Here is a 24,053-nt window from a genome sequence, read left to right on the forward strand (position 1 = left end):
CGTTGCAAAGTTTTACATTTCCACGCAAGTACAGACTGCGAAACCTCAAGAACAACCTGGCCCAAAACCTGCTTATTACTCACAAACACACCCCATAATCGAATTTCCGGCAGTTATTTACCGCCGAGGAGGAAATGCACCATGTCTTTGCTGACATCCCTGATACAAGCCAGCACACGCTTTCAGCAAGCCATGGACAGCCGCCAGGCACCCGCAGCCAAGCCCGATGGCGAGAAACCCGCTGCCACGAAGCAACCCGAAGCCGCCGGTAACCCGGGTGATGACCGCTTTACCCCGTCCGGGCAGTCAGAACTGGACCCCGGCAGCCTGAAAGCTCGCAAACTCCCACTCGGCCAGTACAAACAGACCGTTGCGCAGGATCTCTCCTTTGTTCGTGAAACCCTCCGGCACAAACTTGCCGAGTACAACCTGCACCCGGCAACGGCCCTGAGCGTGGGAAAAGGCGAGAACGGCGATGCGGTAGTTGAGGGGAAGCTGCCAGAAGAGCTTCGCGAAAGAATTGAGATGGACCTGAACAACAACCGGGGCTTCCGGGAAGCCTTCAGTCGGCTGAGCGTCAGCGAACCGACACTACACTTTATGGATAACGCCCTGAAGCTCAATCAGGCCTACGGCGTGAACAACTCCCTGCTGGATTCACTGCTCAGCGACAACCAGCAGTTCAACGGATTACAGGATGTCATCCACCGTTACGACAGCCTGAAACGCAATGCCAACAGCGGCCAACCCGACTTTGGTAACAGCGCACAACGCTACGCCTTCAACCTGAACACCCGGGCCTGATACCCGGGTGGCATGGGTCTTTGACCGTTAAACCTGAAACGGAGCGGGATCACCTTTACCCACCCGCGTAACCTCCGGGGCATCCCCGAGGAAGTTCACCACGGTAGTCGCTTCCATACCGCAGAACCCGCCATCAATGATCAAATCCAGCTCGTGTTCCAGAACATCCCGGATTTCATAGGGATCGGTCATCGGCTCAGTTTCATCGGGCAGAATCAGGGTACTGCTCATGATCGGCTCGCCCAACTCGCCCAGCAGCTCCCGCACAATCTCGTTATCCGGCACCCGCACGCCAATAGACCGACGCTTGGGATGCAACAACCGGCGCGGCACCTCACTGGTGGCTGGCAGAATGAACGTATACGGCCCCGGTGTGAACGTCTTCAGCAAACGGTACTGCGTGTTATCCACCTTGGCGTACACACCAATATCCGACAAATCCCGGCACACAAGCGTAAAGTTATGCTTGTCATCCAGCTTCCGGATACGCTTGATACGATCCGCTGCCTGCTTGTCACCCAGGTGACAACCCAGCGCATACCCGGAATCCGTGGGATACACAATCACCCCACCCTTGCGAAGAATATCAACCGCCTGGTTGATCAACCGCTTCTGCGGATTCTCAGGATGGATCTGGAAAAACTGACTCATGAATTCACTCCCTGTCCCAATTTCGCAGCCATGGCGTCATCGCCCTTCGACCCACCCATACAACCAGGCGAATCCGGCGCCGCCTGACCACTGGCCGCCCACTCCTCCGGCGTATACAAATGCAACGCCAAAGCATGCACAGGCCCCGCCAGCTCTTCCGCCAACACTTTATAAATGGCCTGATGCCGCTTAACTTTCATCTGACCGGCAAAATCCGGCGACACCAGTGTCACCTTGAAATGGGTTTCCGAATTCGGCGGCACCGAATGCATATGGCTCTCGTTCTCCACCGCCAACAGCTGCGCGGCAAAACCGTCTCTAAGTTTTGCTTCAATTGCGTTCTGAACTTTCATAACTACTCCACAACCGTCCGTTCAAGTCACCGCAATCACCGCGGCGACCAGCACTGGGCCTAGAAGCGGATGTGAAGGTGGCTTTGCCAAAAGTGTGTGTTGCCAGGGACGGCAACACCAAGCCCCCAGGGATGGGTTCACGGCGTCTTTTGGCAAAGCCACCTTCACAGCCGCCTCCCCCAAACACCAACAGTCTACTACACATAGCCGCGGAACAAACCAAGAGCCCTTGACACAAAAGCCCCAAACAGACACATTCCGATGCCACTCAGCGAACCACCAACACCATGCACCTGTACATCGCCGAAAAACCCAGCCTGGCCAGAGCCATCGCCGCCGCCCTCCCCGGCCCGCACCAGAAAGGCCAGGGCTGGATCCGTTGCGGAAACGGCCAGAAAGCCGCCACCGTCAGCTGGTGCATCGGCCATCTGCTGGAGCCGGCCGAGCCCGCCCGCTACAACCCGGCATGGAAAAAGTGGCGCCAGGAAGACCTGCCCATGTTCCCAGAACAATGGCAGCTCACCCCCAAAGACAGCGTAAAACAGCAACTCAAGGTGCTCGAATCCCTGATTCGACAGGCCGACGTGATCACCCACGCCGGCGACCCGGACCGTGAAGGCCAGCTACTGGTGGATGAAGTACTGCGCTACGTTGGTACCACCGTTCCGGTAAAACGGGTACTGATTAACGACCTGACTCCCAGCGCCGTTGCTCGCTCCATTCAGGCACCCAGAGACAACAAGGAATTCCGCCGGCTATCCCATTCCGCCCTGGCCCGACAAAGGGCCGACTGGTTGTATGGGATCAACCTCACCCGGTTCTACACCCTGAGCTACCAGCAACAGGGTCAGGACGGCGTTTACTCGGTTGGCCGAGTACAAACACCGGTGCTCGGCCTGGTTGTGGAGCGGGATAACACCATCGAGAACTTCGAGCCCAAGCCCTGGTACCGAATTGAAGGTCAATTCCAAGCCTCCGAAGAGGACGACGCGGACCAACGCCCGTTTACCGCCCGCTGGCTGCCGGATGAAACCTATGAAGACCATCTGGACGAAGAGAAACGCCTGCTCAGCAGGGACGTGGCCGAGCAAATTGCCCGTGCCGTGAACGGTCGGCCTGGCACCATCGCAGAATCCCGCTTCAGAGACCGGCCCGAGCCACCGCCCCTGCCGCTGTCCCTGTCGGCACTGCAGATAGAAGCCGGGCGACTGTTCCGGATGGGTGCCAAAGACGTGCTGGACACCGCCCAGAATCTGTATGAACGGCACCAGTTGATCACCTACCCCCGGTCCGACAACCGTTACCTGCCCGAGGAACATTTTCATCAACAGGAGCAGGTGATTCGCGCTATTAGCCGGGTATCCGGCGAGCTGGAAGCGCTCACAGGGCAACTGGACAGCAACCGGCGCTCTGCGGCCTGGAACGACAAACAGGTGGACGCCCACCACGCGATCATTCCAACCGTGCGCCCTACCCCGAATGGCAAGCTGACGGCCGCCGAGGAAAAGATCTATAACCTGATCAGCCGCTACTATCTGATGCAGTTCGCCCAGGATGCAGTTCACCGTGAGGGAAAACTGACGGTGCAGGTTCAGGAACACAGATTCCGGGCCACCGAGACGGCGATACTCACCCCCGGCTGGAAAGCCCTGGAGCTGAAACTTCGGGAGAACAACAACGAGCCGGAAAAACCACCGCTGCCAAGGCTGGGGAGTCGTGAGCCGGTCACCTGCAGCAACACCACGGTAACCGAACGCAAAACTCAGCCACCCCAGCACTTTACCGATGCCACCTTGCTGTCGGCGATGACCAACATCGCTCGTTTCGTGGCGGCCCCGGAACTGCGTAAAACCCTGAGGGAGACCGATGGCCTGGGCACGGAAGCCACCCGCGCCGCCATTATCGACACACTGTTCCGGCGAGATTACCTGTACCGGGAAAAGCGATTCATCCGCGCCACCGACAAAGGCAAGGCGCTGATTGCGGCGCTGCCGGACACTATCCGTACCCCGGACCGTACAGCGGTCTGGGAAGCAACACTGGAGAGCATCCGCCGCGGCGAAGACGACCCCAGGGCATTTCTGGAGTCGCTAAAGCAGGAGATCCGCGAATTCATTCATCGGGCGCCCGATGCGACCGGAACTCCTGCCAGCGAAACGTCTGTGCATTGCCCAAAGTGCCGGGCGCCCATGATCGAGCGGGAAGGAAAATTCGGACGTTTTTTTGCCTGCACCCGCTACCCAAAATGTAAAGGCACGCGCCCTCTGGAAGACAGTGCACCAGCAGACGGAACCGGGCAGAAACCCGTGCCCTGCCCCCATTGTTTTTCACCCCTGGTGAGGCGCCAAAGCAAAAAAGGCTGGTTCTGGGGCTGCAGTAATTTCCCGGCCTGCCGACAAACAGTGAATGACGCCAACGGCAAACCTGAACTGTAGTTACGGAATTCTACATATCACTACTGAACGCAGCCTCATTTTTTGGGATACTTGGCCTCTAATGCAGGGGATTTCTACTCCGCTCTGTGCCAAGACCACGAAATCGGCAACACCATCGAGGGCCAAGCTTAATGCGCATTGCTCTGCTGGAAGACGAACATGAACAAGCGCAACACATTCAAGCCATTCTCTCCGAGAAAGGTCATCACTGTGACAGCTTCCCCACCGGCCAGGCCTTTCTCGGTGCCGTTCTGCACCGAAGTTATGACCTGATTATCCTGGACTGGCAAATTCCAGACATGACCGGTATCGACGTGCTGGAGAATGTGCGCGCCCAGCTGGACTGGCCCATTCCGGCCATTTTCCTGACCCAGCGGGACAGCGAGGCCGACATCGTCCGGGCGCTGGATGCCGGCGCCGACGACTACCTGTCTAAACCGGCCCGGGCGGCCGAGCTCACCGCCAGGATCAATGCCCTGGCCCGCCGCAGCAACCCTGACAGTGACAAAGAAGTGCTGGTTTACGGTCCGTTTGAAGTCAACACCCGGCAACGAGTCATCCTGCTGCACGGTGAACCGCTTACCCTGACCGACAAGGACTTCGACCTCACCTTGTTCCTGTTTCAGAACCAGGGCCGGCTCCTGACCCGCGAGATGCTGCTGGAACGCGTGTGGGGCCTTGCCCGGGATATCAACACCCGGACCGTTGATACCCACATGAGCCGATTACGCCGCCGGCTGGGTGTAAATCCGGAGAACGGATTCCGCATCAAGACCATTTACCAGCGCGGCTATCGCCTGGAAGCGATCAAAGCCACTGAAGCTGACGAGCCCCGGGAAGACAGTGCAACCAATGCTTGACCGAAAACGCCAAAGCGTCACAGGTTTGCTCCTGTTGATTGTAACCAGCCTGCTGCCCGGCGTGGCTGCCGCCGAGATATCGGTTGCCCGGGGCTCTTCCTCCGCCGCGCCCGCTCAGCAATCGGAAAGCGCCCAGGAATGGGTGTATACGCTCCGCTCCGGTGAGACACTCAGCGACATCGGCCAGTCCCTGCTGATGGACCGGGTAACCATTGGCCAGGTGCTGCAATACAATAACCTGCCCGGTAACGCCAGGCTGTCTGCCGGGGAACAAATTCGCATTCCTCTGGCCTGGTTGAAGCGCCAGCCCGAGCCCGCCAGGGTTAGCTCCGCCAGCGGTAATGTTATTCACGTATCGGGCACCACCGGCCAGAAAACGTCACTGACCGAAAATTCTGTCATCCGGGTGGGCGATGAAGTGATCTCCTCTGCCGGCACCGCCACCATTGTCCTGGCCGATGGTTCGGAACTGCGCATGGCGCCCAATTCCAGGCTCATCTTCAATCGCCTCACCCAGTACGGCAAGGCCGGAATGGCAGATACCCGTGTTCGCCTTCAACGGGGCGAGGTGCATACCCGAGTAAAACCGGTGCTGGAAGATGGTGCCCGGTTCGAAATCGAAACCCCATCAGCGGTCGCCGCTGTTCGAGGTACCGTGTTTTCCATGCAGACATCCGCCTCTGGCAGCAGCGTTCAGGTAACCGAGGGCGTGGTTGATTTCGGCCAGCCGGGCCAGGTACGCCGGATTCCTGCAGGCTATGGCGCCAGCGTGTCCACCGCGAGCGCCACCCCCATGAACATCCGCCGGCTACCACCGGCCCCGGTGCTCAACCCCATCACTCCGGTTCTCACACAGCTACCGGCTGAACTCAGCTGGCAGCAGGACGGCGCCAACCGGTATCGCGTCGATATCTTCGAAGAGGATGGCGGCACCTGGCTACAAAGTCGGGAAATGCCTGGCCATCGCTTTGACATTAGCCAACTGGACAACGGGCGCTACGAACTCCACCTGGCCGCACTGGATCGTCAGGGCATCACCGGAATGCCGGCCATCACGTCGATCGAAGTTGACCTGCAGGCACGAACACCTGATCTGCTTTCGCCAGAACCCGGTGAGAGCGTGAATGACGACATGCCAGAGTTCCAATGGCGCCTGAACGGTACCAACGAAGTTGCTCGGGTTGAAATCGCAGAAGATGAAGAATTCCGACGGCTGATTACCTCCAGTGAATGGGCGCCAGACAACCGAGCCCTCCCCTCCCGACCCCTAAGCCCCGGCCAGTACTACTGGCGAGTGGTCAGCGAGGCCGGCGGTAACTCCGTGGCCGCGTCCCAGCCCCGGTCACTGGTTGTGAACGGCACTTTGCCGCCGGTACGAATCATCAGCATCAACTACCTGGACAACCAGGTGCGCGTGTTCTGGGAGAAGGTGGATACCGCAAAAGACTATCGCCTCCAACTAGCGGAAGAGCCCGGATTCAACAACATTATCAAGGAAGCAAACGTGGCAGATACCACAGCGGCCTTGCGTCTGATTCCCGGAAGAAGGTATTTTGTGCGCGTCAAAGCTCTTTCTGATGGTCCGCTGGCAAGCCGATGGGGCCCGGGGAGGGAGCTTTACCTGGATTAAATACCTCCACAACAAGAACGAACCGCACGGCCCATGAGAAGGGATTGGTTAACCTTAAAGACGACACCCTGGTCTCTGGGCTTGCTGCTCACAGGCATCCTGCTATTACTCCAGATAACCACCCTGGAAGAGCGCATCAATTTCTGGCTTTACGACAAAGCCATCACCACCTGGTCCGCGCCCGTTGATGACCGCCTGGCTCTGGTGGGCATCGATGAACACAGCCTGGACGCGCTCGGGCGCTGGCCCTGGGACCGAAACCTCCATGCCCGGCTGATTGACCAGCTTGCCGATGCCGGCGCGGAAGTCATTGTGCTGGACATCCTGTTTCCTGAACCCTCCCCCAGCGACCAGGCCCTTGCAGACGCCATGGAGCGCCATGGCCGGGTTGTGCTGCCCATACACTACTCACCGGCAACACCAACACAACGGATGGCCGAACAACTGCCCGCACCGCTGCTGGAAAAGACAGCTTCTGCACTCGGGCACGTGCATGTTGAGCTGGAAGACGATGGCGTGGCCCGCGGCCTGTACCTTTACAACAGCCTGGGCAATCATCGCTGGCCCGCGCTGGCACTGGCGGCACAGGATCGGGTCAACCCCAGTGGCCACGCACCGGATGCGCCTGCCTATACCAACGTCCGCAGCGAATTCCGCTTTGTGCCACTGGCCGGCGGAGCAGATACAATCCCTGCCCATTCCTACGTCGATGTGCTGAACGGCGCCGTGCCCCTGGAGACCTTCGCTGGCAAGACCGTCTTCATAGGAGCCACGGCGGTCGGTTTTGGCGATATTCTTAGTACACCGTTTTCCGGCCTGGGCAGGCCCATGAGTGGCGTTGAGTTCCACGCCAACGTTTATTCCGCCAGTCGCCAGGACACACTGATCTCCTCCGCACCTGGCTGGGCCTCCATTGCACTGACACTGGTGATCCTCCTTGGCCTGGCCAACTCCCTGCCGAGACTCAAGCCCGCAGCGACCGTCCTCGCCTGTAGCACAGGTTTTGTCCTGGTGTTGATCACCTACTTTGTGGTCCTACGCAGCTTGCATTACCACCTGTCAGCCGCCAATGCCCTATTGTTGCCCATGATTGCTCTGCCGGTGGCCAGCGGTCTTCGGCTTGCGATGGCCAACCGCTTCCTGAACCGTCAACTGGATGACTTGGCCAGAACACCGCAACTTGCCTTGCCAGACCCCTCACGCAGGCACCCTCACCAACTTCTTGAACACCTGAGCGCGCTACTCCAGCCCCAGGGTTGGCTGCTGGCGGAAGGCAGAGACCTGCTGGCAGTCAAAGGCATGACACTGGCCGATGTCCCGACCAACATCCAAGTCGGGCAATGGAGTCATCATGGTAACCAGAGCTGGATACGCCTTATTCGCGGCGGCAGCGGGTACCTGCTCGGGCTCACCCTCCCGGATGACCTGAGCCGGGAAGTTATCCAGCTGTACTTGCAGAACCTTAAATTGGAAGACCCAAGCGCGCCCGCCCTTGAGCCGGGCGCCCAGGAGAACCTGTCCCGGCGTATTGAAAAAGTCCGAACCGCCACCGAGCGCCTCAGCCAGATGCAGGCATTCATCAGCCATAGCTTCGAGCGCATGCCAGACGGCATAATCGTAACGGATGAGCTGGGTGTTATCCGCTTCGCCAACCGGCACATTGAAGCCTGGTTCCGGGAGCCCATGCCGAGCCTCAGCGGATTACCCTTGACGCGCCTGCTGGAAGGCCATGACCCAAGGGACGCGGCGCCCTGGTATGAAACCGTGTCTGAGACGTTGACCCTTCGGCAAAGCCGAACCGTTGACCTCAAAATTCACAACAAGGACTTCCTGATTCACCTGGCTCCGTTCGCATTGCCAGACAGCAATCAATTCGGAATCATCGCCAACATCTCGGACATTTCCGAGCTTCGGGAGCAGCAGCGGCAGCACCGGGAAGCCATCGACTTTATTTCTCACGATGTTCGCTCTCCGCTGGTGTCTCAGTTGGCATTGATTGAGCAACTGAAACGAGACCCTAGCCATATTGATGAGCGCCAGCTTGAACAACTGGGCAGACTGGCCCGGCGCAGCTACCACCTGGCGGAAGAATTTGTGCAGCTGGCGCGGGCCGAGCAGCTGACGGAAACCCGGTTCTACGAGTGTGAGTTTCTGGCTATCGCAGAAAACGCACGGGACAGTGTGTGTGAGCAGGCACAGGAAAAGCAGATCAGCCTGCAGGTGATCGGCACCGAAGACCTCTGGCTGAAGGGGAATGCGGAATTGCTGGAGCGGGCAGTCATCAACCTGATGACCAATGCCGTTCAATACAGCCCGCCGGGATCTGCGATCACCGTTCAGGTATACCGCGCTGGCCACCTGGCATGCCTCGCCATCGCCGATGAGGGTAGCGGGATAGATCCGGCAGAACTACCGATGCTGTTCGATCGCTACCACCGGCAGAAACGCAGTGAGCTGGCAGGCACCCACGGCACCGGGCTGGGCCTGTCGTTCGTGAAAACCGTTGTTGAAAAACATCGGGGCGACATCTCTGTTGAATCCACCGCAGGCGAAGGCACCACTTTCATACTGAAACTGCCCATTGCCGACCCGATGCCGTGACTTGCTCACGCCCCTCAGGACCGAATGGTCTTGCTGACAGGCGCTGAGGGCTCGCTGACCAGACCCTGCTTATCTTGCACCTGGATCGTGAAGTACCAGGTACCGGAATCCAGATTGTCCACCGTGTAGCTCATCTCCGGGTAGACGTCGGCCTCGCCAATGATCACCTCACCAGACAGATTTTCGACGTCCTGGCCGTACCGGATCACATACTTGTCGAGCTCGCCCATGGCAATACCGTCGCCATTGACTCGGGTAGAGGGTGCTGACCAACTCAGGACAGCTGCACGGGCCGGCTCAGGCTGCACACCCGAAGGGCCTGACCCAACATTACCGGAGGTATTGGAGCCCGAGGTATTTGCACTACTCCCGGCATCGGAGCCACCTCCACCACACCCGGTGAGCAGAATCCCTAGTAAAAACGCGGCCGTCCATGCCTTTGACAATTTGATGACGCGTTTCATTGGCTATTTGCACCATTATTCCGTCGACTTTGTGAAATTCTATAAAATCGGATCGGATGATGATGCGAATGACGTCATTTTTGAAGTTAGAAAATTGTCATTTTTTTGACTTTACAGTTGGTGAAAAATTGTGCATCCGATCAGGCAAAACGCCAAACGCGGATCGTATAAGAGATGAGTTCAGGAGGTTATCGGGCGCGGAAAACGAAAAAGGCCGGCTAAAAAGCCGGCCTTTTTCTGATTGGTAGCGGGGGCTGGATTCGAACCAACGACCTTCGGGTTATGAGCCCGACGAGCTACCAGACTGCTCCACCCCGCATCAAAACTTTTAACGAAATCTTTTGTTTACCGGGGTTGCCCCGATCAACGTGGCGCGAATATTACAGCGCACCACCCAGCCTGTCAATCCATATTTTCAAACAGGTCGGTGGGATAACTCAATTCGGGAGCCACACTCTCGCTACCCGGCTGAAAGAAACCTGCGGAATCGATTGCCTCCTGAACCGGCCGAAAAGATCGGCGATGCTCCGGCGTTGCCCCCAGGCGCATCAGCGCTTCCAGGTGCACCGGCGTGGGGTACCCCTTGTGTTGCGCCAGGCCGTAACCCGGGTAAGTTTGCTCCAACAGCGCCATTTCCCGGTCACGGGTCACCTTGGCAATGATCGACGCCGCGCTGATGGCCGGGTGCCGACTATCCCCTTTTACCACCGGTTCTGAGGGCCAGCGCCAGTTCGGGCAGCGGTTGCCGTCTACCAGCACGTATTCCGGTGCTATGGAAAGGCCATCCACCGCTCGCTTCATGGCCAGCATCGTCGCCTGGTAGATGTTCAATTGATCGATCTCGCCAGGCTCACAGCGCCCCAGACACCAAGCCGCGGCCTTCTCAACGATCTCGTCATAAAGCGCCAGGCGCCGCTTCTCAGTGAGCTTCTTGGAATCCGCCAGGCCCTGAATAGGACGCTCCGGGTCCAGGATAACCGCTGCGGTAACGACAGCACCGATCAAGGGCCCCCGGCCAACCTCATCCACACCTGCAAGGCGCCAGCCTTGATAACGGCACTCAAACGGTGGGAGCTCTTTGCCAGCCATCAGCCCTGGCGCTCCAGCAACTCGGAAATCGCCATGGCAGCCCGTTCATCGGCATTCTGTTTAAGCGACTGGTGAAGGTCGGAAAAGGCTTGCTTCAGGTCGGCCCGCTCCTGCTCGTTTTCCAGCCGCTCAAGCACAGCAGCACCCAAACTTTCAGGGGTGGCATCGTCCTGCAACAGTTCCGGCACTAATGGTTTCTGGGCGAGCAGGTTCGGTAACGCCACCCAGGGCACTTTTACCAGCCGCGACAACAGCTTGTAACTGAAGTTGCTCAGTCGGTAGCCCACCACCATTGGCTTTTTGAGCAACATCGCTTCGAGGGTCGCGGTACCCGAGGCAAGCAGCACCACATCACTGGCAGCCATCACCTCCCGGGAGCGGCCACGAACCAGGGTGACCGGCAACTTGACTTCCAAGGACTCCACCAACCCCTGAACCTGCCGTTCCCGGTCCCGGTTTACACAGGGAATCACCAACTGGATATCTGGCCTGCGGGCCTGTAGCCATCGGGATGCCTCCAGGAACAGCGTTCCAAGGCGCTCCACCTCCCCACCCCGACTACCAGGCAAAACAGCCAGCACCGGCTTGTCTTGCTCAAGCCCAAGGCTCTCCCGGGCGGAACCGGTATCCGGTTCCATGGGAATACGATCAGCCAGCGGGTGCCCCACAAACGCGACCGGCACCTGGTGCTCTTCGTAGAAACGGGCTTCAAAGGGAAACAGCGTGAGCATCAGGTCCACAGACTTGGCAATCTTGAAAATACGCTTCTGCCGCCACGCCCAGACCGAAGGACTTACATAGTGAACAGAAGGAATACCCGCCTCCCGACACCGCCTCTCGATAGCCAGGGTGAAATCCGGAGAATCAATGCCAATCACGACATCCGGCGGCGTAGCGAAAAAATAGTCCAGCAAGCGGGCGCGGATACTGAACAATTCGCGAATACGCCCCAACACTTCCACCAACCCCATAACGGATAACCGCTCCATGGGGACCAGGGAATGAAAGCCTTCGGCGATCATTTCATCACCGCCAATACCGACAAAGCGGGCATTCGGATAGCGTTTCCGGAGAGACCGGATCAGCCCGGCACCGAGGATATCCCCCGATGCCTCACCGGCGATAATGGCAATGGTCAACTTGCGGGAACTGACCATGTCAGCCTGTGCGTGCGTCACCGGCAGCCTCCTGCCGGATCAGCGGATGATGCCGCGATCCGCTCCCCGGAGCGAGTCGATCAGCGGGCGAACCTCTGGCACGTCAGCAAAGCTGCTCTCAAGCTCTTCCAGTGCCTGCTCTGTGGTCAGGCCCTGACGGTAGATCACCTTATAGGCCCGGCGTAAGGTCAACAAAACTTCCTTGCTGAAACCCCGGCGCTTAAGACCCTCCACGTTCATGCCGTGGGGCTGGGCTGATTGCCCGCTGGCCATGACATAAGCGGGGATATCCTTGAGCACGATACTGCCACCGGCCGCCATGCTGTGAGGCCCGATATGGCAGAACTGATGCACCATGGTGCCGCCGCCGAGGATGGCGTAATCACCCACGGTAACGTGACCCGCCAGGGTGGCACAGTTCGCCAGAATGGTGTTGTCTCCAACGCAGCAGTCGTGGGCAACATGCACGTAGGCCATCAGCAGGTTGCCATTGCCAATGCGGGTTTCGCCCCGATCCTGGATGGTTCCGCGGTGGATGGTGCAGTTCTCGCGGATAACGTTGTTGTCGCCGATCACCAGTGTGGTTGGCTCACCGGCGTACTTCTTGTCCTGACACTCTTCCCCGATACTGGAGAACTGAAAAATACGGTTATTGCGACCGATAGCCGTCGGGCCCTTGATCACCACATGGGAAAGGATCTCGGTGCCCTCACCGATTTCCACTCCCGGGCCAATGTAACTCCAGGGACCTACCGTAACGTTATCCGCCAGTTTGGCTGACGGGTCCACAATCGCCTGAGGATGGACACCCGACCAGTCATTTGTCGCCATCAAACTTCTCTCTCAGCGGTCAATATTTCTGCAACGCACGCGACTTCTCCGTCCACCAATGCGCGGCATTCGAATTTCCAGATACCACGCTTGCCAGACACAAACTCGGATTCCATATCCAGGCGGTCTCCCGGCAGCACGGGACGCTTGAAGCGTACTTTACTGGAGCCAGCCAAGTATTGTATCACGCCATCAGACGGTTTCCGTTCCACGGTCACAAAACCGAGAATTCCGGAAAGTTGCGCCATGGCCTCAATAATCAGCACCCCGGGCATAATCGGGTTGTCCGGGAAATGCCCGGTGAAGAAAGGCTCATTGAAGGAGATATTCTTGTATCCCTTAATCGACTTTCCTTTTTCGACTTCGGTTACCCGGTCCACCAGCAGAAACGGATAGCGATGCGGCAAATACTCCAGAATTTCATCGATCTTCATCATCTTGCTTGGCCTCAGCCCTTTAGCTTCTTTTCCAGTTCCTTGATCCGCCTCGCCAGAATATCCAACTGCCTGAAGCGTACCGCATTCTTTCGCCATTGCCGGTTGGTATCTGCGCTGGTACCCGACGAATACACCCCGGGCTCTGCAATGTCCCCTGTGACCATCGTCATTCCAGTCAGTTGAACCTGATCCGTAATTTCCAGATGGCCGGCAACACCAGCGGCGCCTCCAAACACACAATGCCGACCAATCTTTGTACTGCCGGCGATACCCACTTTCGCGGCCATGGCGCTGTGGTCGCCAATGCGCACGTTGTGCGCAACCTGAACCAGGTTATCGATCTTTACACCATTGCCAATCACTGTGTCGTCAACCGCACCCCGATCGATCGTGGTATTGGCACCAATCTCTACATCATCTCCGAGCACCACGCCCCCAACCTGGGCAATGCGGTGCCACACACCACGCTCGTTGGCAAACCCAAAGCCATCTGAACCGATGACCGCTCCGCTGAGAACATGACAACGCTGCCCGAGCACCACATCATGGGCCAAGGTAGCTCGCGGGCGCAGGACTGACTGATCACCGATCCGGGAACGGGCTCCGATGAAACAACCGGCCCCTATGACAACCTGATCACCGATTTGCGCATCCGCTTCAATCACCACGTGCGGGCCGACACAGGCAGAGTCCGCAATCGTTGCCGAGGGATCAACCACGGCGGTAGGGTGAATACCGACAACCGGTGCAGGCGTGGCGTCAAACCAGTGACTGATGCGAGCGTAGCCCAGGTAGGGGTTGTCCAGTAACAGGACATTGGTCGGAGCATCGGCAGCATTAGCCGGCGACACAATCACCGCAGACGCCTTGGTCTGCCCCAGATACTTGGCATAGGCGGGATTAGCCAGAAAACTCATCTGCCCGGGGCCCGCAGCCTGCAGCGTTGCCAAACCGGAAATGGCTGTGTCCGGATTCCCCCTCAGCTCCGCTCCCAACGCCTCGGCCAGTTCCTGCAAACGAAAGGATTTTTGCACCATTGAACCTTCTCCCGATGCGTTAGTAACACGGCCTGGTCAGGTTTATCGGTTAAGCTTCTCGAGCAATTCCGAGGTCAGGTTCATCTCCGGCTTAACGTAGACAACCGCTTCGCTCGGCAGAATCAAGTCAAGATTATGCTCTTCCAGCAACTCTTTGACGGCCGCGTCTACTTCAGGGCGAGCGTTCTCCAGAAACTGCTGTTTGCGCTGCGCAACGGTCTGGTCCAGGCGCTGCTTGAGGAAGTTGAACTCCTGTACTTTCTCCTGGAACTCACCGGTTAGCTTGTTGCGCTCGCTTTCATTCATCATAGCGCCGTCTTTCTCGATCCGGTCCTTCAGCCTGCGGGCCTGTTCCTGGGCCTCACGAACCTTGGCTTCTTCGCCAGCAAAATCCTGCTGAAGTTTCTCACTGAACGACTGGGCGTCGTTGGACGAAAACAACGCCTGGCGCAGGTCAACCACGCCAATTCTGGTCTCCGCTGCGAGCTGCAGTGAGAATGCCATCAGAGTTGCGCCAACAATGGCAGATAGACGTTTCATCGGGAATCTCCTGTGTTTCATCCTTTGTTTTTCTGTTTACTGCAATCAGAAGGTTTGCCCCAGCGAGAACTGGAACACCTGAGTATCATCGCCCGGCTTGTCATTAAGCGGTTTCGCCAGGCTGAAAGCAAGCGGACCCACTGCGGTAATCCACTGGAAGCTCACACCAGCCGAGGTCCTAACCTCCTTCAGTTCCGGGTCGAAGCCGCGATCGGTATCGAACACCTGGCCTGCGTCAAGGAAGAAGGAAGTGCGCATGGAACGGGTGTCGCCCGCAAAAGGTGTCGGGAAAATCAGCTCCAGGCCGGCTTCAGTCAGCAGGTTGCCACCGAAGGGATCCGGACTGGAGAAATCAAACTCTGCCGGCTCAGCACGATTACCAAGGGAGTTTGCCCGGTAACCGCGCACCGAACCATAGCCACCCGAGTAGAAATGCTCAAAGAACGGCATCTGGGTACGGTCGCCATAGCCATCCCCGTAGCCCACCTCGGTGCGGGCCCTGACCACCCACCGCTGCGTATCTACCAGCGGGAAGTAAAAATCTGTTCTGTGGGTGGCCTTATAGAACGTGAGGTCACTTCCGGGCACCGCCACATCCAGCGACAGAGAATGACTATAACCGCGAGTAGGCAGTACGCCGCGGTTCAGTGTGCTGCGCCGCCAGCTGCCGAACAGGAAATAGTTGGTAAACGAATCACCTTCGTCGGCGATGAAGTCACGCACCTCAACCGACGAAAAGATGCCAGGTTTGAGATTGGATTGGGTGACACCCACACCGAAATTGAGCCGGGTGATGGCATCTGTCGGATACCCGAAGGTTAATCTGGCGCCATATTCATCCAGCAAGTAGGAGGAGATATCCTGCTCTTCAAAATCGGTTTCTCTGGCAAACAAACTGAAACCACGGCTGACACCGTCGACAGTGTAGTAGGGATCCAGATAGGAAATATTGGCGCTTTTAACAGAATCGCTGACGTTTACACCAAACGACACCCGCTTACCTGTACCGAAGAAGTTGTTCTCGGAAACTGCAGCACCAAGGATCACACCGGAGTTCTGGGAAAAACCAATCGACGCTGACAAGCTGCCCGTCGGCTGTTCACGGACACTGTAATTCACATCCACCAGATCATCGGTTCCAGGTACTGGGACGGTTTCAACGTCTACCGTCTGGAAGAAGCCCAGTCGCTCCAATCGGGTTTTTGAGAATTCAATGCGGTCAGATGACGCAACGCCCCCTTCCATCTGGGTCATTTCCTGACGCAACACTTCATCCTTGGTGGAGATGTTGCCCTCAAAATTCACACGCCTGACGTAAGCGCGCTTGCCCGGTTCGATAAAGAAGGTCACCGCCGCTGTATTGTCTTCGCCGGGTTCAGGGACCGCATTGACGTTGGCAAAGGCATAGCCTTCGCGCCCCAGGCGGAACGACAACGCCTCGGAGATGGAGGTCATCTGGGCGCGGGAGAACACATCTCCCTCCTTAACCGGGATCAGCTTGCGCAGCTCTTCTTCTTCGACGATCAGGTTGCCGCGAAGGCGAATGTCCGAAATCGTGTACTGGGGGCCCTCATCCAGGGAGATGGCGATGAATACCTGCTGCTTGTCCGGTGAAATGGACACCTGACTGGATTCTACGGTGAAATCCAGATAACCGCGGTCAAGATAAAATGAGCGCAACGATTCCAGGTCACCGCTCAGGCGCTCCCGGGCATACTTGTCTTTGTTGGTAATGGAATTCCACCAGCTGCTGGTGCGCAACTCAAACAGGCTGATCAGCTCTTCATCACTGAAATCCTGATTTCCAACAATATTAATGTGCTTGATTGAGGCAACAGTGCCTTCGTTGATATCGAGACGAACCGCTACCCGGTTTCTGGGAAGTTCTTCAGCCGTGGCCCGCACTCGAGCGTTATAGCGACCCTGTGCGATGTACGAGCGCAGGATCTCAAGCTCCAGCCGTTCGAGGGTCGCTCTACGGAACACCTGACCTTCTTCCAGCCCGGCGCCCGCCAGCGCATCCATCAACATATCAGTTTCAATGTTCTTGTTGCCTTCGATCTCGATGGACGAAATGGAAGGGCGCTCCTTGACCGACAGAATGAGTACACCGCTGTCACGGCTGGCTTCGATATCGGTAAACAGACCGGTCCTGAACAACTCCTTGATGGCATTGGCCAGACGAGTCTCGTCAATCTGCTCGCCAATGTTTACCGGAAAAGCCGAGAAGACGGAGCCCGCTGAAACCCGCTGAAGGCCTTCTACCTCGATATCCGCTACCGTGAATTCATCCGCCAGCACAGGCTTGATACCAGTTGCGGTAATGGCTAGGCCAACGGCTACAGCTAGAAGGGAACGTCTCATTCAGTTATATCGCCTGGTTAATGTGCGGTAAGGAGCCCGCAATTCTCACAACCGCATCAGGTCGTTGTAAAGAGCAAACACCATTAAAGTCAGAATCAAAGCCATACCAATTCGTAATCCAAGTGCCTGAACCTGCTCAGATACAGGCTTTCGGCGTATGGCCTCGATGGTGTAATACACGATGTGGCCACCATCCAATACAGGAATCGGCAAAAGATTCAGCACCCCGAGGCTGACACTCAGGTAGGCCAGAAAACGGATAAAATCTTCAAACCCGGAACTGACACTGGCCTCAGCCACCCGGGCAATGGTAATCGGCCCACTCAGATTGGTGGGCGACAACAGGCCCGTGACCATTTTCTTGATGGCCACCAGCGTCAGTCGGGTATCCGCCCAGGTTTCATGCACCGCATTCGGAATGGCTGCAAAGGGGCCGTAACGAACTTCACGCAGCAACTCGTCTGGCCAGGTGATCGCTTCGACACCTGCACCCACGAAGCCAATTTCCTGGCCATCGTCGAGGGTTCGGGTAGCCGGGCGAACGGTAAGCTCCAGGGGCGTCCCATCACGCTCTATGGACAGCTCAAGGTCGGTTTCAGGCGCATTCCTGATGTAGTCCACCAGGGCAAACCAGTCGGCCACCGGCTCGCCGTCCACGGCAACAATACGATCGCCGCTCCGAAGCCCTGCGATAGCAGCCCGGCCATCGCTGGTGACCTGCCCCAACACAGCCGGCACCGCCGGTCGCCACGGCGTGATACCGAATTCTGCCAGGGGGTTGGGCGTATCATTGCTCAGACGCCAGCCATTCAGGGCTCCGTCGACTGTGCCCCTTGATCCGTTCTGTGACACCTCAAGTGTCACCAGGCCATGCTCTCCGGTTCGCTCCAACAGGCGCATGTTAATATCACGCCAGGACGTCACCCGGTGACCATCCACAGCATGGATTTCCATGCCCTGCTGCAACCCTGCCCTGTCGGCCACACTGCCGGGCGTCACATCCCCTACCACCGGCGCAACGGTTGTTACACCCACTACGCTCAGCAACCAGTAGGCGAATATGGCAAACAGGAAATTCGCCAGCGGGCCGGCAGCTGCGATGGCAATTCTCTGGGACGGCGGCTTGGAGGTAAAGGCCTGATCTTTCAGCCCCTCCGGTACGGGGCCTTCCCGCTCATCGAGCATCTTGACGTAGCCGCCCAACGGGATCGCCGCCACCGCAAACTCGGTACCGTGGCGATCGTACCAGGAAAACAAGGGTTTACCGAAGCCCACAGAAAATCTGAGCACCTTGACCCCGCACCGCCGGGCCACCCAGAAGTGACCATACTCGTGCAGGGTCACCAGGATTCCCAGTGTTAACGCAAGTGCCAGAACGGTTTGAATAATCTGCATAGAGTTTCCGGTTTGAGGCCGTCGGCCAAGATGAACATTCCCGCAGGACTCAGACAGACAGCAGACTTATCTGTTCCCTGGCCCGGCTGCGAGCCTCGGCATCCTTCGCAAATATGGTATCGAAGTCGCTCGCCGGAACGACCGGCGTCGCCGCCAAAGTCCGCTCTATGATAACGGGGATATCGGCGAAGCACAGCTTACCGTCCAGAAACGCCTCCACTGCCACCTCGTTGGCGGCATTCAGCACCGCTGGTGCCGTGCCACCACTGGCAAAAGCCTCGGCGGCCAGCCGCAGGCAGGGGAAGCGCTGGAGATCCGGTCGTTCAAAATGGAATTTACCAATGGCAAACAGGTCCAGAGGTGCAACCCCCGCTTCGATACGCTCGGGCCAGGCCAGCCCGTTGGCAATTGGCGTACGCATGTCCGGGCTTCCAAGTTGGGCAAGAACGGAACCGTCCGCGTACTCCACCATGGAATGAATAATACTCTCCGGATGAACGTGAACCTCAACCCGGTCTGGCGTGGTATTGAACAGCCAGCAGGCTTCAATCAGTTCCAGCCCTTTGTTCATCAGCGTGGCGGAATCGACCGAAATCTTCTGGCCCATCGACCAGTTCGGGTGCGCACAGGCCTGAGACGGAGTAACGCTGCGGAGCTCTTCTGCTGCCAGGGTTCGAAACGGCCCACCAGAGGCGGTCAGCAGGATCCGGGTAATACCGGCGGCCTTCGGATCCCGAATTTTGTCTGCTGGCATACACTGGAAAATGGCGTTGTGCTCAGAGTCGATGGGCAGCAACTCCGAGCCTGAGGCGATTACCGCGTCCATAAACAACTGGCCAGACATCACCAACGCTTCCTTGTTGGCCAGCAGTACCCGTTTCCCGGCCCGCACCGCCGATAAGGTTGGCGCCAGGCCCGCAGCGCCAACAATGGCAGCCATGACTGTATCGGCATCGCTGGCAGCAGCCACGGTACAAAGGCCTGCCTCTCCCCCGAGCACCTGGATGTCCGGGCAATCGGCCAGCAACTCCCTGAGCTCGTCCGCAGCGCACTCACTGGCCATGACAGCAACCTTGGGGCGAAACTCCCGGCACAGGGTTGCCAGCTCCCATGCACGCGTGCCCGCTGTCAGCGCGTAGACCGAGAACCGGCCCGGGTGTCGGCGAATCACATCCAGGGTGCTGAGCCCGATAGAGCCCGTTGCCCCCAATACGGTAATGCAACGTGTTGTCATAGTTACCAGTGACCGGTGGTCAACCAACCCAGCAGGGTGATTATCAGGGCAAACACAGGAATGGCGGCGGTCAGGCTATCGATGCGATCCATGATCCCGCCATGGCCGGGCAGCAACTGACTGCTGTCCTTGATCCCCCGGAATCGCTTGAGCATGCTTTCAAGAAGGTCGCCCAGCACCGACACAAAACCGGTGACCAATGTGGCAACGATCAACAGAGCCATTTGAACAGGCGTGGCGGCAGCCAGCAGACTGGCAACAACGGCGAGCAAGGCGACCGCCGCCAGACCTCCCCACACACCGGCCCAGGACTTACCAGGGCTGACCCGGGGCGCCAGCTTGGCCTTGCCGAACGCTCTGCCCGCAAAATAGGCGCCAATATCAGCCACCCAGACCACAAGAAATATGTAGAGAATCGCCAGACGGTTATCTGCCAGGTCACCGAACTGAAAACCTCCGGTTCGCAGGTGGTTCAACCCCACCCAGGCCGGAATCAGCACCAGCAGGCCCATCACCGCCCGCACGGGCACGGCACCCCAGGAATCCGATCCAGCCGGATACCGGCGCACCAGCCAGAAGCACACCAGCCACCAAATCACGGCAAGCCAGAGCACAGCCACCGAAGGCACGTTCAGCAGCCCATAGAGTAACGCCGCAACAACAGCGGCGTAGATCACCCGACCCGGCTGCGCCTCAATGCCAGACATATTCGCCCATTCCCAGGCACCCAGGGTAATGATCGCGCCGGTGAACAGGGCAAACCCCAGGGGCGACGTAAAAAAGATGCCGCCAATCGCGATGGGAGCAAGAATAAGAGCTGTGATGATGCGGGTTTTTAACACGGTATAAGTCGCTGTATCGTTATTGTTGTGAAGCTCGCGCCGCAATCTGGTCGTCGGTTTGCCCGAAACGACGCTGGCGACGGCTGTAGGCTTCCAGTGCCTTGCGCATTTCCTCAGCCTTGAAATCCGGCCAGTAAACGCTGGAAAAGTAGAACTCGGTATAGGCCAGGTGCCACAACAGGAAGTTGCTGATGCGCTGCTCGCCGGCGGTACGGATCATCAGGTCCGGCATCGGCAGGTCGCCGATACTGAGGTGCTGCTGGATCAGGTCGTCGGTAATGTCTGACGGTTCAAGTTGACCAATCCGAACCTGCTCTGCCACTTTTCGGGTTGCCTGGGTTATGTCCCAGTGGCCCCCGTAGTTCGCCGCAATCACCAGAGTCATCGCTGTGTTGTCGCGGGTCAGGGCCTCGGCTTTGTCCATATGTTCCTGGAGCGCCGGATTGAAAGCCGAGCGATCGCCGATTATGCGCAAGCGGATATTGTTGCGATGGAGCTTCCGGACCTCGCGCTCAAGGGCAATCAGGAAAAGCCTCATCAAAGCCGACACTTCGTCTTTCGGGCGACGCCAGTTCTCGCTGGAGAAAGCGAACAGAGTGAGCACCTCCACCCCCTCCCTGGCGCAGGTTTCCACCACGGCCTTTACCGCATCCACACCAGCCTTGTGACCAGCCACTCCCTTGAGCCGATGAGCCTTGGCCCAGCGGTTATTGCCATCCATGATAATGGCCACATGCCGGGGACAGTTGTCTGCCATCACCGGAATTTCTGCGGTTATTTGTGCCGTCATGAAACCCTCTGTGCGGCGGAGCATCCACCCCGCCGCGTGCTTTCTACTGAATGGACCCGGCGATCAGACCGCCATCAGGTCCTCTTCCTTCGCCTTCAGCATCTTGTCGACTTCAGCGATGTACTTGTCAGTCAGTTTCTGGACTTCGTCTTCGCCCCGGCGCTGATCGTCCTCACTGATCTCTTTTTCCTTGAGCAGGTCTTTGATCATGCTGTTGGCATCGCGGCGAGCGTTACGGATGGACACCCGACCATGCTCTGCATCCGCTTTCGCCTGCTTGACCATTTCCTTACGGGTTTCTTCGGTCAGCATCGGCATGGGCACACGAATCACATCACCGCTGGTAGACGGATTCAGTCCCAGATCCGACGTCATGATGGCCTTTTCGATGGTGGGAACCAGATTCTTCTCCCACGGGGCAACCATCAGGGTGCGATTGTCTTCAACGTTAACGCTGGCAATCTGCTTCAACGGCGTTTCCTGACCGTAGTAGTTCACCATCACACTGTCCAGAATCGCAGGGTGGGCACGGCCGGTGCGAATCTTGTTGAAAGCCGAGTGCAGAGCCTCCAGGCTCTTCTTCATCTTCTTCTCGGCATCTGCTTTGATATCGTTAATCACGTCAGCATCCTCGAAACGTTCGTCTGGTTATAGTGCAGTATCCGGCCATCTTTCCGCAGCCGGCAACCAATTATTCAATCAATGTGCCTTCTTTCTCGCCGGTCACAATGCGGGTCAGTACGCCGGGCTGGCTCATGTTGAACACCCGCAGCGGCATACCGTGATCCCGGGCCAGGCAGATAGCCGTGAGGTCCATCACCCCGAGCTTTTTGTCCAGAACCTCATCGTAGGTCAGGTAATCGTATTTTACAGCGCTGGGGTCAAGATGGGGATCCGCATTGTAGACACCGTCAACCTTGGTGGCCTTCAGCACGGCATCGGCCTCGATCTCGATACCCCGCAGGCAAGCGGCGGAGTCTGTGGTGAAGAACGGGTTACCGGTACCGGCACTGAAAATAACCACGTCACCCTCTTTCAGGTCACGTACTGCGCGCCGGCGGTCATAGTGCTCAACAATGCCGCTCATTGGAATGGCAGACATCACACGGGTCCGGATATTGGAACGCTCAAGCGCATCACGCATGGCCAGACCATTCATGACCGTGGCCAGCATACCCATGTGATCCCCCGTCACACGGTCAAGGCCTGCAGCACTTAGCGCTGCACCCCGGAACAGGTTACCACCACCAATCACCAACCCCACTTGTACGCCAATGCCGACCAGGGCACCGATTTCAAGCGCCATGCGATCAAGAACTTTGGGATCAATACCGAAATCGTGATCGCCCATCAGGGCCTCGCCACTGAGCTTCAGCAGAACACGCTTGTATCTGGGCTGGTTTTTTGAAGATGTCGGCATGGTGATCCCCTTATCGTCTGTTGGCTATCCGGCGCAAACCCGTTGCAGGCTTGTATCTGACATACTCCTCGCAAAAGGGGTATCTCAGATACAAGCCCGCCACGAAAGCCGGGCGTACCCGACTGACGTGGCAGACTCAGGTAAGCGCTGCCACCTTGCGTGACAGCGCTCAGAAGAGGATCAGGCCTTGCCTGTGCCAGCGGCCGCAGCCACTTCAGCAGCAAAATCCACTTCTTCTTTCTCGATGCCTTCACCCACTTCCAGGCGAACGAAACCGACCAGCTCGCCACCGGCAGCTTTGATCAGGTCGCCCACTTTCTGGTCAGGGTTCTTGACGAACGGCTGCTCAATCAGGCTGTTCTCAGCCAGGAACTTCTTGATGCGGCCACCCATCATCTTTTCGATGATCTCAGCAGGCTTGCCTTCCATATCCGGCTGCGCCTTGATGATCTCTTTCTCTTTTTCCAGCTCTTCAGCCGGCATGTCGTCGGGCTTGCCAACGCGCGGGTTAACAGCAGCCACGTGCATCGCGATGTCGCGAGCCAGCTCTTCGTTACCAGCGGTCAGGGCCACAACAGAGGCAATCTTGTTGTTGCTGTGAACGTAACCGCCCACAACCGGACCTTCTACCTTGATGATGCGACGAACAGTGATGTTCTCGCCGATCTTCTGAACCAGCGCCTCACGCTTGGCTTCCAGATCGCCAGCCATCAGGGCCGCAACGTCGGTTTCGCCTTTTTCGAAAGCAACGTTCAGAACGTCGTTGGCGAAGCCCATGAAGTTGTCGTCACGAGCAACGAAGTCTGTCTCGGAGTTCACTTCCAGAATGTAGGCAACGGTGTTGTCGTCAGACACCTTAACCAGAGAAACACCTTCAGCAGCGGTACGGCCGGCTTTCTTGGCGGCTTTCAGACCGGAAGACTTGCGCAGCTCTTCGATTGCGGCGTCAACGTCACCACCAGCTTCAACCAGTGCCTTCTTGCATTCCATCATGCCAAGGCCGGTACGCTCACGCAGCTCTTTGACCATTGCAGCGGTAATTGCAGCCATGTTCAGTCCTCTTAATCGTTTCCGAATTCGGTGGGGAGGTATGCCCGGTTTAACGAGCGGGCATACCTT

Annotated in this window: 22 protein-coding genes and 1 tRNA gene; 5 read left to right on the forward strand and 18 right to left on the reverse strand. The window is 57.8% G+C overall.

The features are described 5' to 3' along the window. Positions 1-141 precede the first annotated feature (141 nt). Positions 142-804, forward strand: coding sequence for a hypothetical protein (locus FIV08_RS12275; RefSeq protein WP_152438520.1), 663 nt, complete (start codon positions 142-144; stop codon positions 802-804). 27 nt (positions 805-831) lie between these two features. Here FIV08_RS12275 and FIV08_RS12280 read toward each other — a convergent pair whose 3' ends face one another. Beyond that, a complete protein-coding gene (locus tag FIV08_RS12280; RefSeq protein WP_061333110.1) occupies positions 832-1,455 on the reverse strand; it encodes an L-threonylcarbamoyladenylate synthase in 624 nt (207 codons plus the stop codon). Next, positions 1,452-1,808: a BolA family protein gene (locus FIV08_RS12285; protein WP_058090242.1), complete on the reverse strand. Its 357-nt coding sequence runs from the start codon at positions 1,806-1,808 to the stop codon at positions 1,452-1,454. The genes FIV08_RS12280 and FIV08_RS12285 overlap by 4 nt, the downstream gene beginning before the upstream one ends. Before the next feature lie 287 nt (positions 1,809-2,095). On the opposite strand from FIV08_RS12285, the gene FIV08_RS12290 reads away from it, so the two are divergent. The 4 genes from FIV08_RS12290 (at position 2,096) to FIV08_RS12305 (ending at position 9,334) form a co-directional block, all read left to right on the forward strand. Beyond that, positions 2,096-4,243: a DNA topoisomerase 3 gene (locus FIV08_RS12290; RefSeq protein WP_152438521.1), complete on the forward strand. Its 2,148-nt coding sequence runs from the start codon at positions 2,096-2,098 to the stop codon at positions 4,241-4,243. 131 nt (positions 4,244-4,374) lie between these two features. After that, the gene (locus tag FIV08_RS12295; protein WP_058090244.1) at positions 4,375-5,103 is read left to right on the forward strand and encodes a response regulator transcription factor; all 729 of its coding nucleotides are present in this window, start codon (positions 4,375-4,377) and stop codon (positions 5,101-5,103) included. Continuing rightward, positions 5,096-6,733 (forward strand): FecR domain-containing protein, encoded by a 1,638-nt coding sequence (locus tag FIV08_RS12300; protein WP_152438522.1) that lies wholly within the window; start codon positions 5,096-5,098, stop codon positions 6,731-6,733. Before FIV08_RS12295 ends, FIV08_RS12300 begins: the two co-directional genes overlap by 8 nt. Positions 6,734-6,766: 33 nt before the next feature. Continuing rightward, positions 6,767-9,334, forward strand: coding sequence for a CHASE2 domain-containing protein (locus FIV08_RS12305; protein WP_152438523.1), 2,568 nt, complete (start codon positions 6,767-6,769; stop codon positions 9,332-9,334). Positions 9,335-9,348: 14 nt separating this feature from the next. Here the strand turns inward: FIV08_RS12305 and FIV08_RS12310 are convergent, their stop codons facing one another. The 16 genes from FIV08_RS12310 to tsf all read right to left on the reverse strand — a co-directional run bounded on the left by FIV08_RS12310 (position 9,349) and on the right by tsf (position 23,984). After that, positions 9,349-9,642 (reverse strand): fibronectin type III domain-containing protein, encoded by a 294-nt coding sequence (locus FIV08_RS12310; RefSeq protein ID WP_228715412.1) that lies wholly within the window; start codon positions 9,640-9,642, stop codon positions 9,349-9,351. Positions 9,643-10,040: 398 nt separating this feature from the next. After that, positions 10,041-10,117, reverse strand: a tRNA-Met gene (locus FIV08_RS12315). Between the two features lie 83 nt (positions 10,118-10,200). Beyond that, on the reverse strand, positions 10,201-10,887 hold the full coding sequence (gene rnhB, locus FIV08_RS12320) for a ribonuclease HII (protein ID WP_152438524.1): 687 nt from the start codon (positions 10,885-10,887) through the stop codon (positions 10,201-10,203). Continuing rightward, positions 10,887-12,044 (reverse strand): lipid-A-disaccharide synthase, encoded by a 1,158-nt coding sequence (gene lpxB / locus FIV08_RS12325; protein ID WP_058090290.1) that lies wholly within the window; start codon positions 12,042-12,044, stop codon positions 10,887-10,889. The genes rnhB and lpxB overlap by 1 nt, the downstream gene beginning before the upstream one ends. 39 nt (positions 12,045-12,083) lie before the next feature. After that, the gene (gene lpxA, locus FIV08_RS12330) at positions 12,084-12,875 is read right to left on the reverse strand and encodes an acyl-ACP--UDP-N-acetylglucosamine O-acyltransferase (protein ID WP_152438525.1); all 792 of its coding nucleotides are present in this window, start codon (positions 12,873-12,875) and stop codon (positions 12,084-12,086) included. Beyond that, positions 12,875-13,312, reverse strand: a complete 438-nt coding sequence (gene fabZ, locus FIV08_RS12335; RefSeq protein ID WP_058090249.1) for a 3-hydroxyacyl-ACP dehydratase FabZ — start codon at positions 13,310-13,312, stop codon at positions 12,875-12,877. The genes lpxA and fabZ overlap by 1 nt, the downstream gene beginning before the upstream one ends. 11 nt (positions 13,313-13,323) lie before the next feature. Then, positions 13,324-14,346 (reverse strand): UDP-3-O-(3-hydroxymyristoyl)glucosamine N-acyltransferase, encoded by a 1,023-nt coding sequence (gene lpxD, locus FIV08_RS12340; protein WP_374787608.1) that lies wholly within the window; start codon positions 14,344-14,346, stop codon positions 13,324-13,326. Between the two features lie 45 nt (positions 14,347-14,391). Next, a complete protein-coding gene (locus tag FIV08_RS12345) occupies positions 14,392-14,889 on the reverse strand; it encodes an OmpH family outer membrane protein (RefSeq protein WP_061333431.1) in 498 nt (165 codons plus the stop codon). 45 nt (positions 14,890-14,934) lie between these two features. Next, on the reverse strand, positions 14,935-17,253 hold the full coding sequence (bamA, locus tag FIV08_RS12350) for an outer membrane protein assembly factor BamA (RefSeq protein ID WP_152438527.1): 2,319 nt from the start codon (positions 17,251-17,253) through the stop codon (positions 14,935-14,937). A gap of 45 nt (positions 17,254-17,298) precedes the next feature. Then, the gene (rseP, locus tag FIV08_RS12355; protein WP_152438528.1) at positions 17,299-18,648 is read right to left on the reverse strand and encodes an RIP metalloprotease RseP; all 1,350 of its coding nucleotides are present in this window, start codon (positions 18,646-18,648) and stop codon (positions 17,299-17,301) included. Between the two features lie 49 nt (positions 18,649-18,697). Next, entirely contained in the window at positions 18,698-19,882 is a 1,185-nt protein-coding gene (ispC, locus tag FIV08_RS12360; RefSeq protein WP_152438529.1) for a 1-deoxy-D-xylulose-5-phosphate reductoisomerase, read from the reverse strand. 2 nt (positions 19,883-19,884) lie between these two features. Next, positions 19,885-20,724 (reverse strand): phosphatidate cytidylyltransferase, encoded by an 840-nt coding sequence (locus FIV08_RS12365; RefSeq protein WP_072678178.1) that lies wholly within the window; start codon positions 20,722-20,724, stop codon positions 19,885-19,887. Between the two features lie 19 nt (positions 20,725-20,743). Beyond that, the gene (gene uppS / locus FIV08_RS12370; RefSeq protein WP_058090256.1) at positions 20,744-21,514 is read right to left on the reverse strand and encodes a polyprenyl diphosphate synthase; all 771 of its coding nucleotides are present in this window, start codon (positions 21,512-21,514) and stop codon (positions 20,744-20,746) included. Between the two features lie 63 nt (positions 21,515-21,577). Then, on the reverse strand, positions 21,578-22,135 hold the full coding sequence (gene frr, locus FIV08_RS12375; protein ID WP_061333437.1) for a ribosome recycling factor: 558 nt from the start codon (positions 22,133-22,135) through the stop codon (positions 21,578-21,580). Between the two features lie 70 nt (positions 22,136-22,205). Continuing rightward, positions 22,206-22,934 carry a UMP kinase gene (gene pyrH / locus FIV08_RS12380; protein WP_058090258.1) on the reverse strand — a complete coding sequence of 243 codons (729 nt, stop codon included), beginning with the start codon at positions 22,932-22,934 and terminating at the stop codon, positions 22,206-22,208. Positions 22,935-23,114: 180 nt separating this feature from the next. Beyond that, entirely contained in the window at positions 23,115-23,984 is an 870-nt protein-coding gene (tsf, locus tag FIV08_RS12385; protein WP_058090259.1) for a translation elongation factor Ts, read from the reverse strand. Positions 23,985-24,053 lie beyond the last annotated feature (69 nt).

The organism is Marinobacter sp. THAF197a, assembly GCF_009363275.1.
In the GTDB taxonomy this organism is placed as follows: domain Bacteria; phylum Pseudomonadota; class Gammaproteobacteria; order Pseudomonadales; family Oleiphilaceae; genus Marinobacter.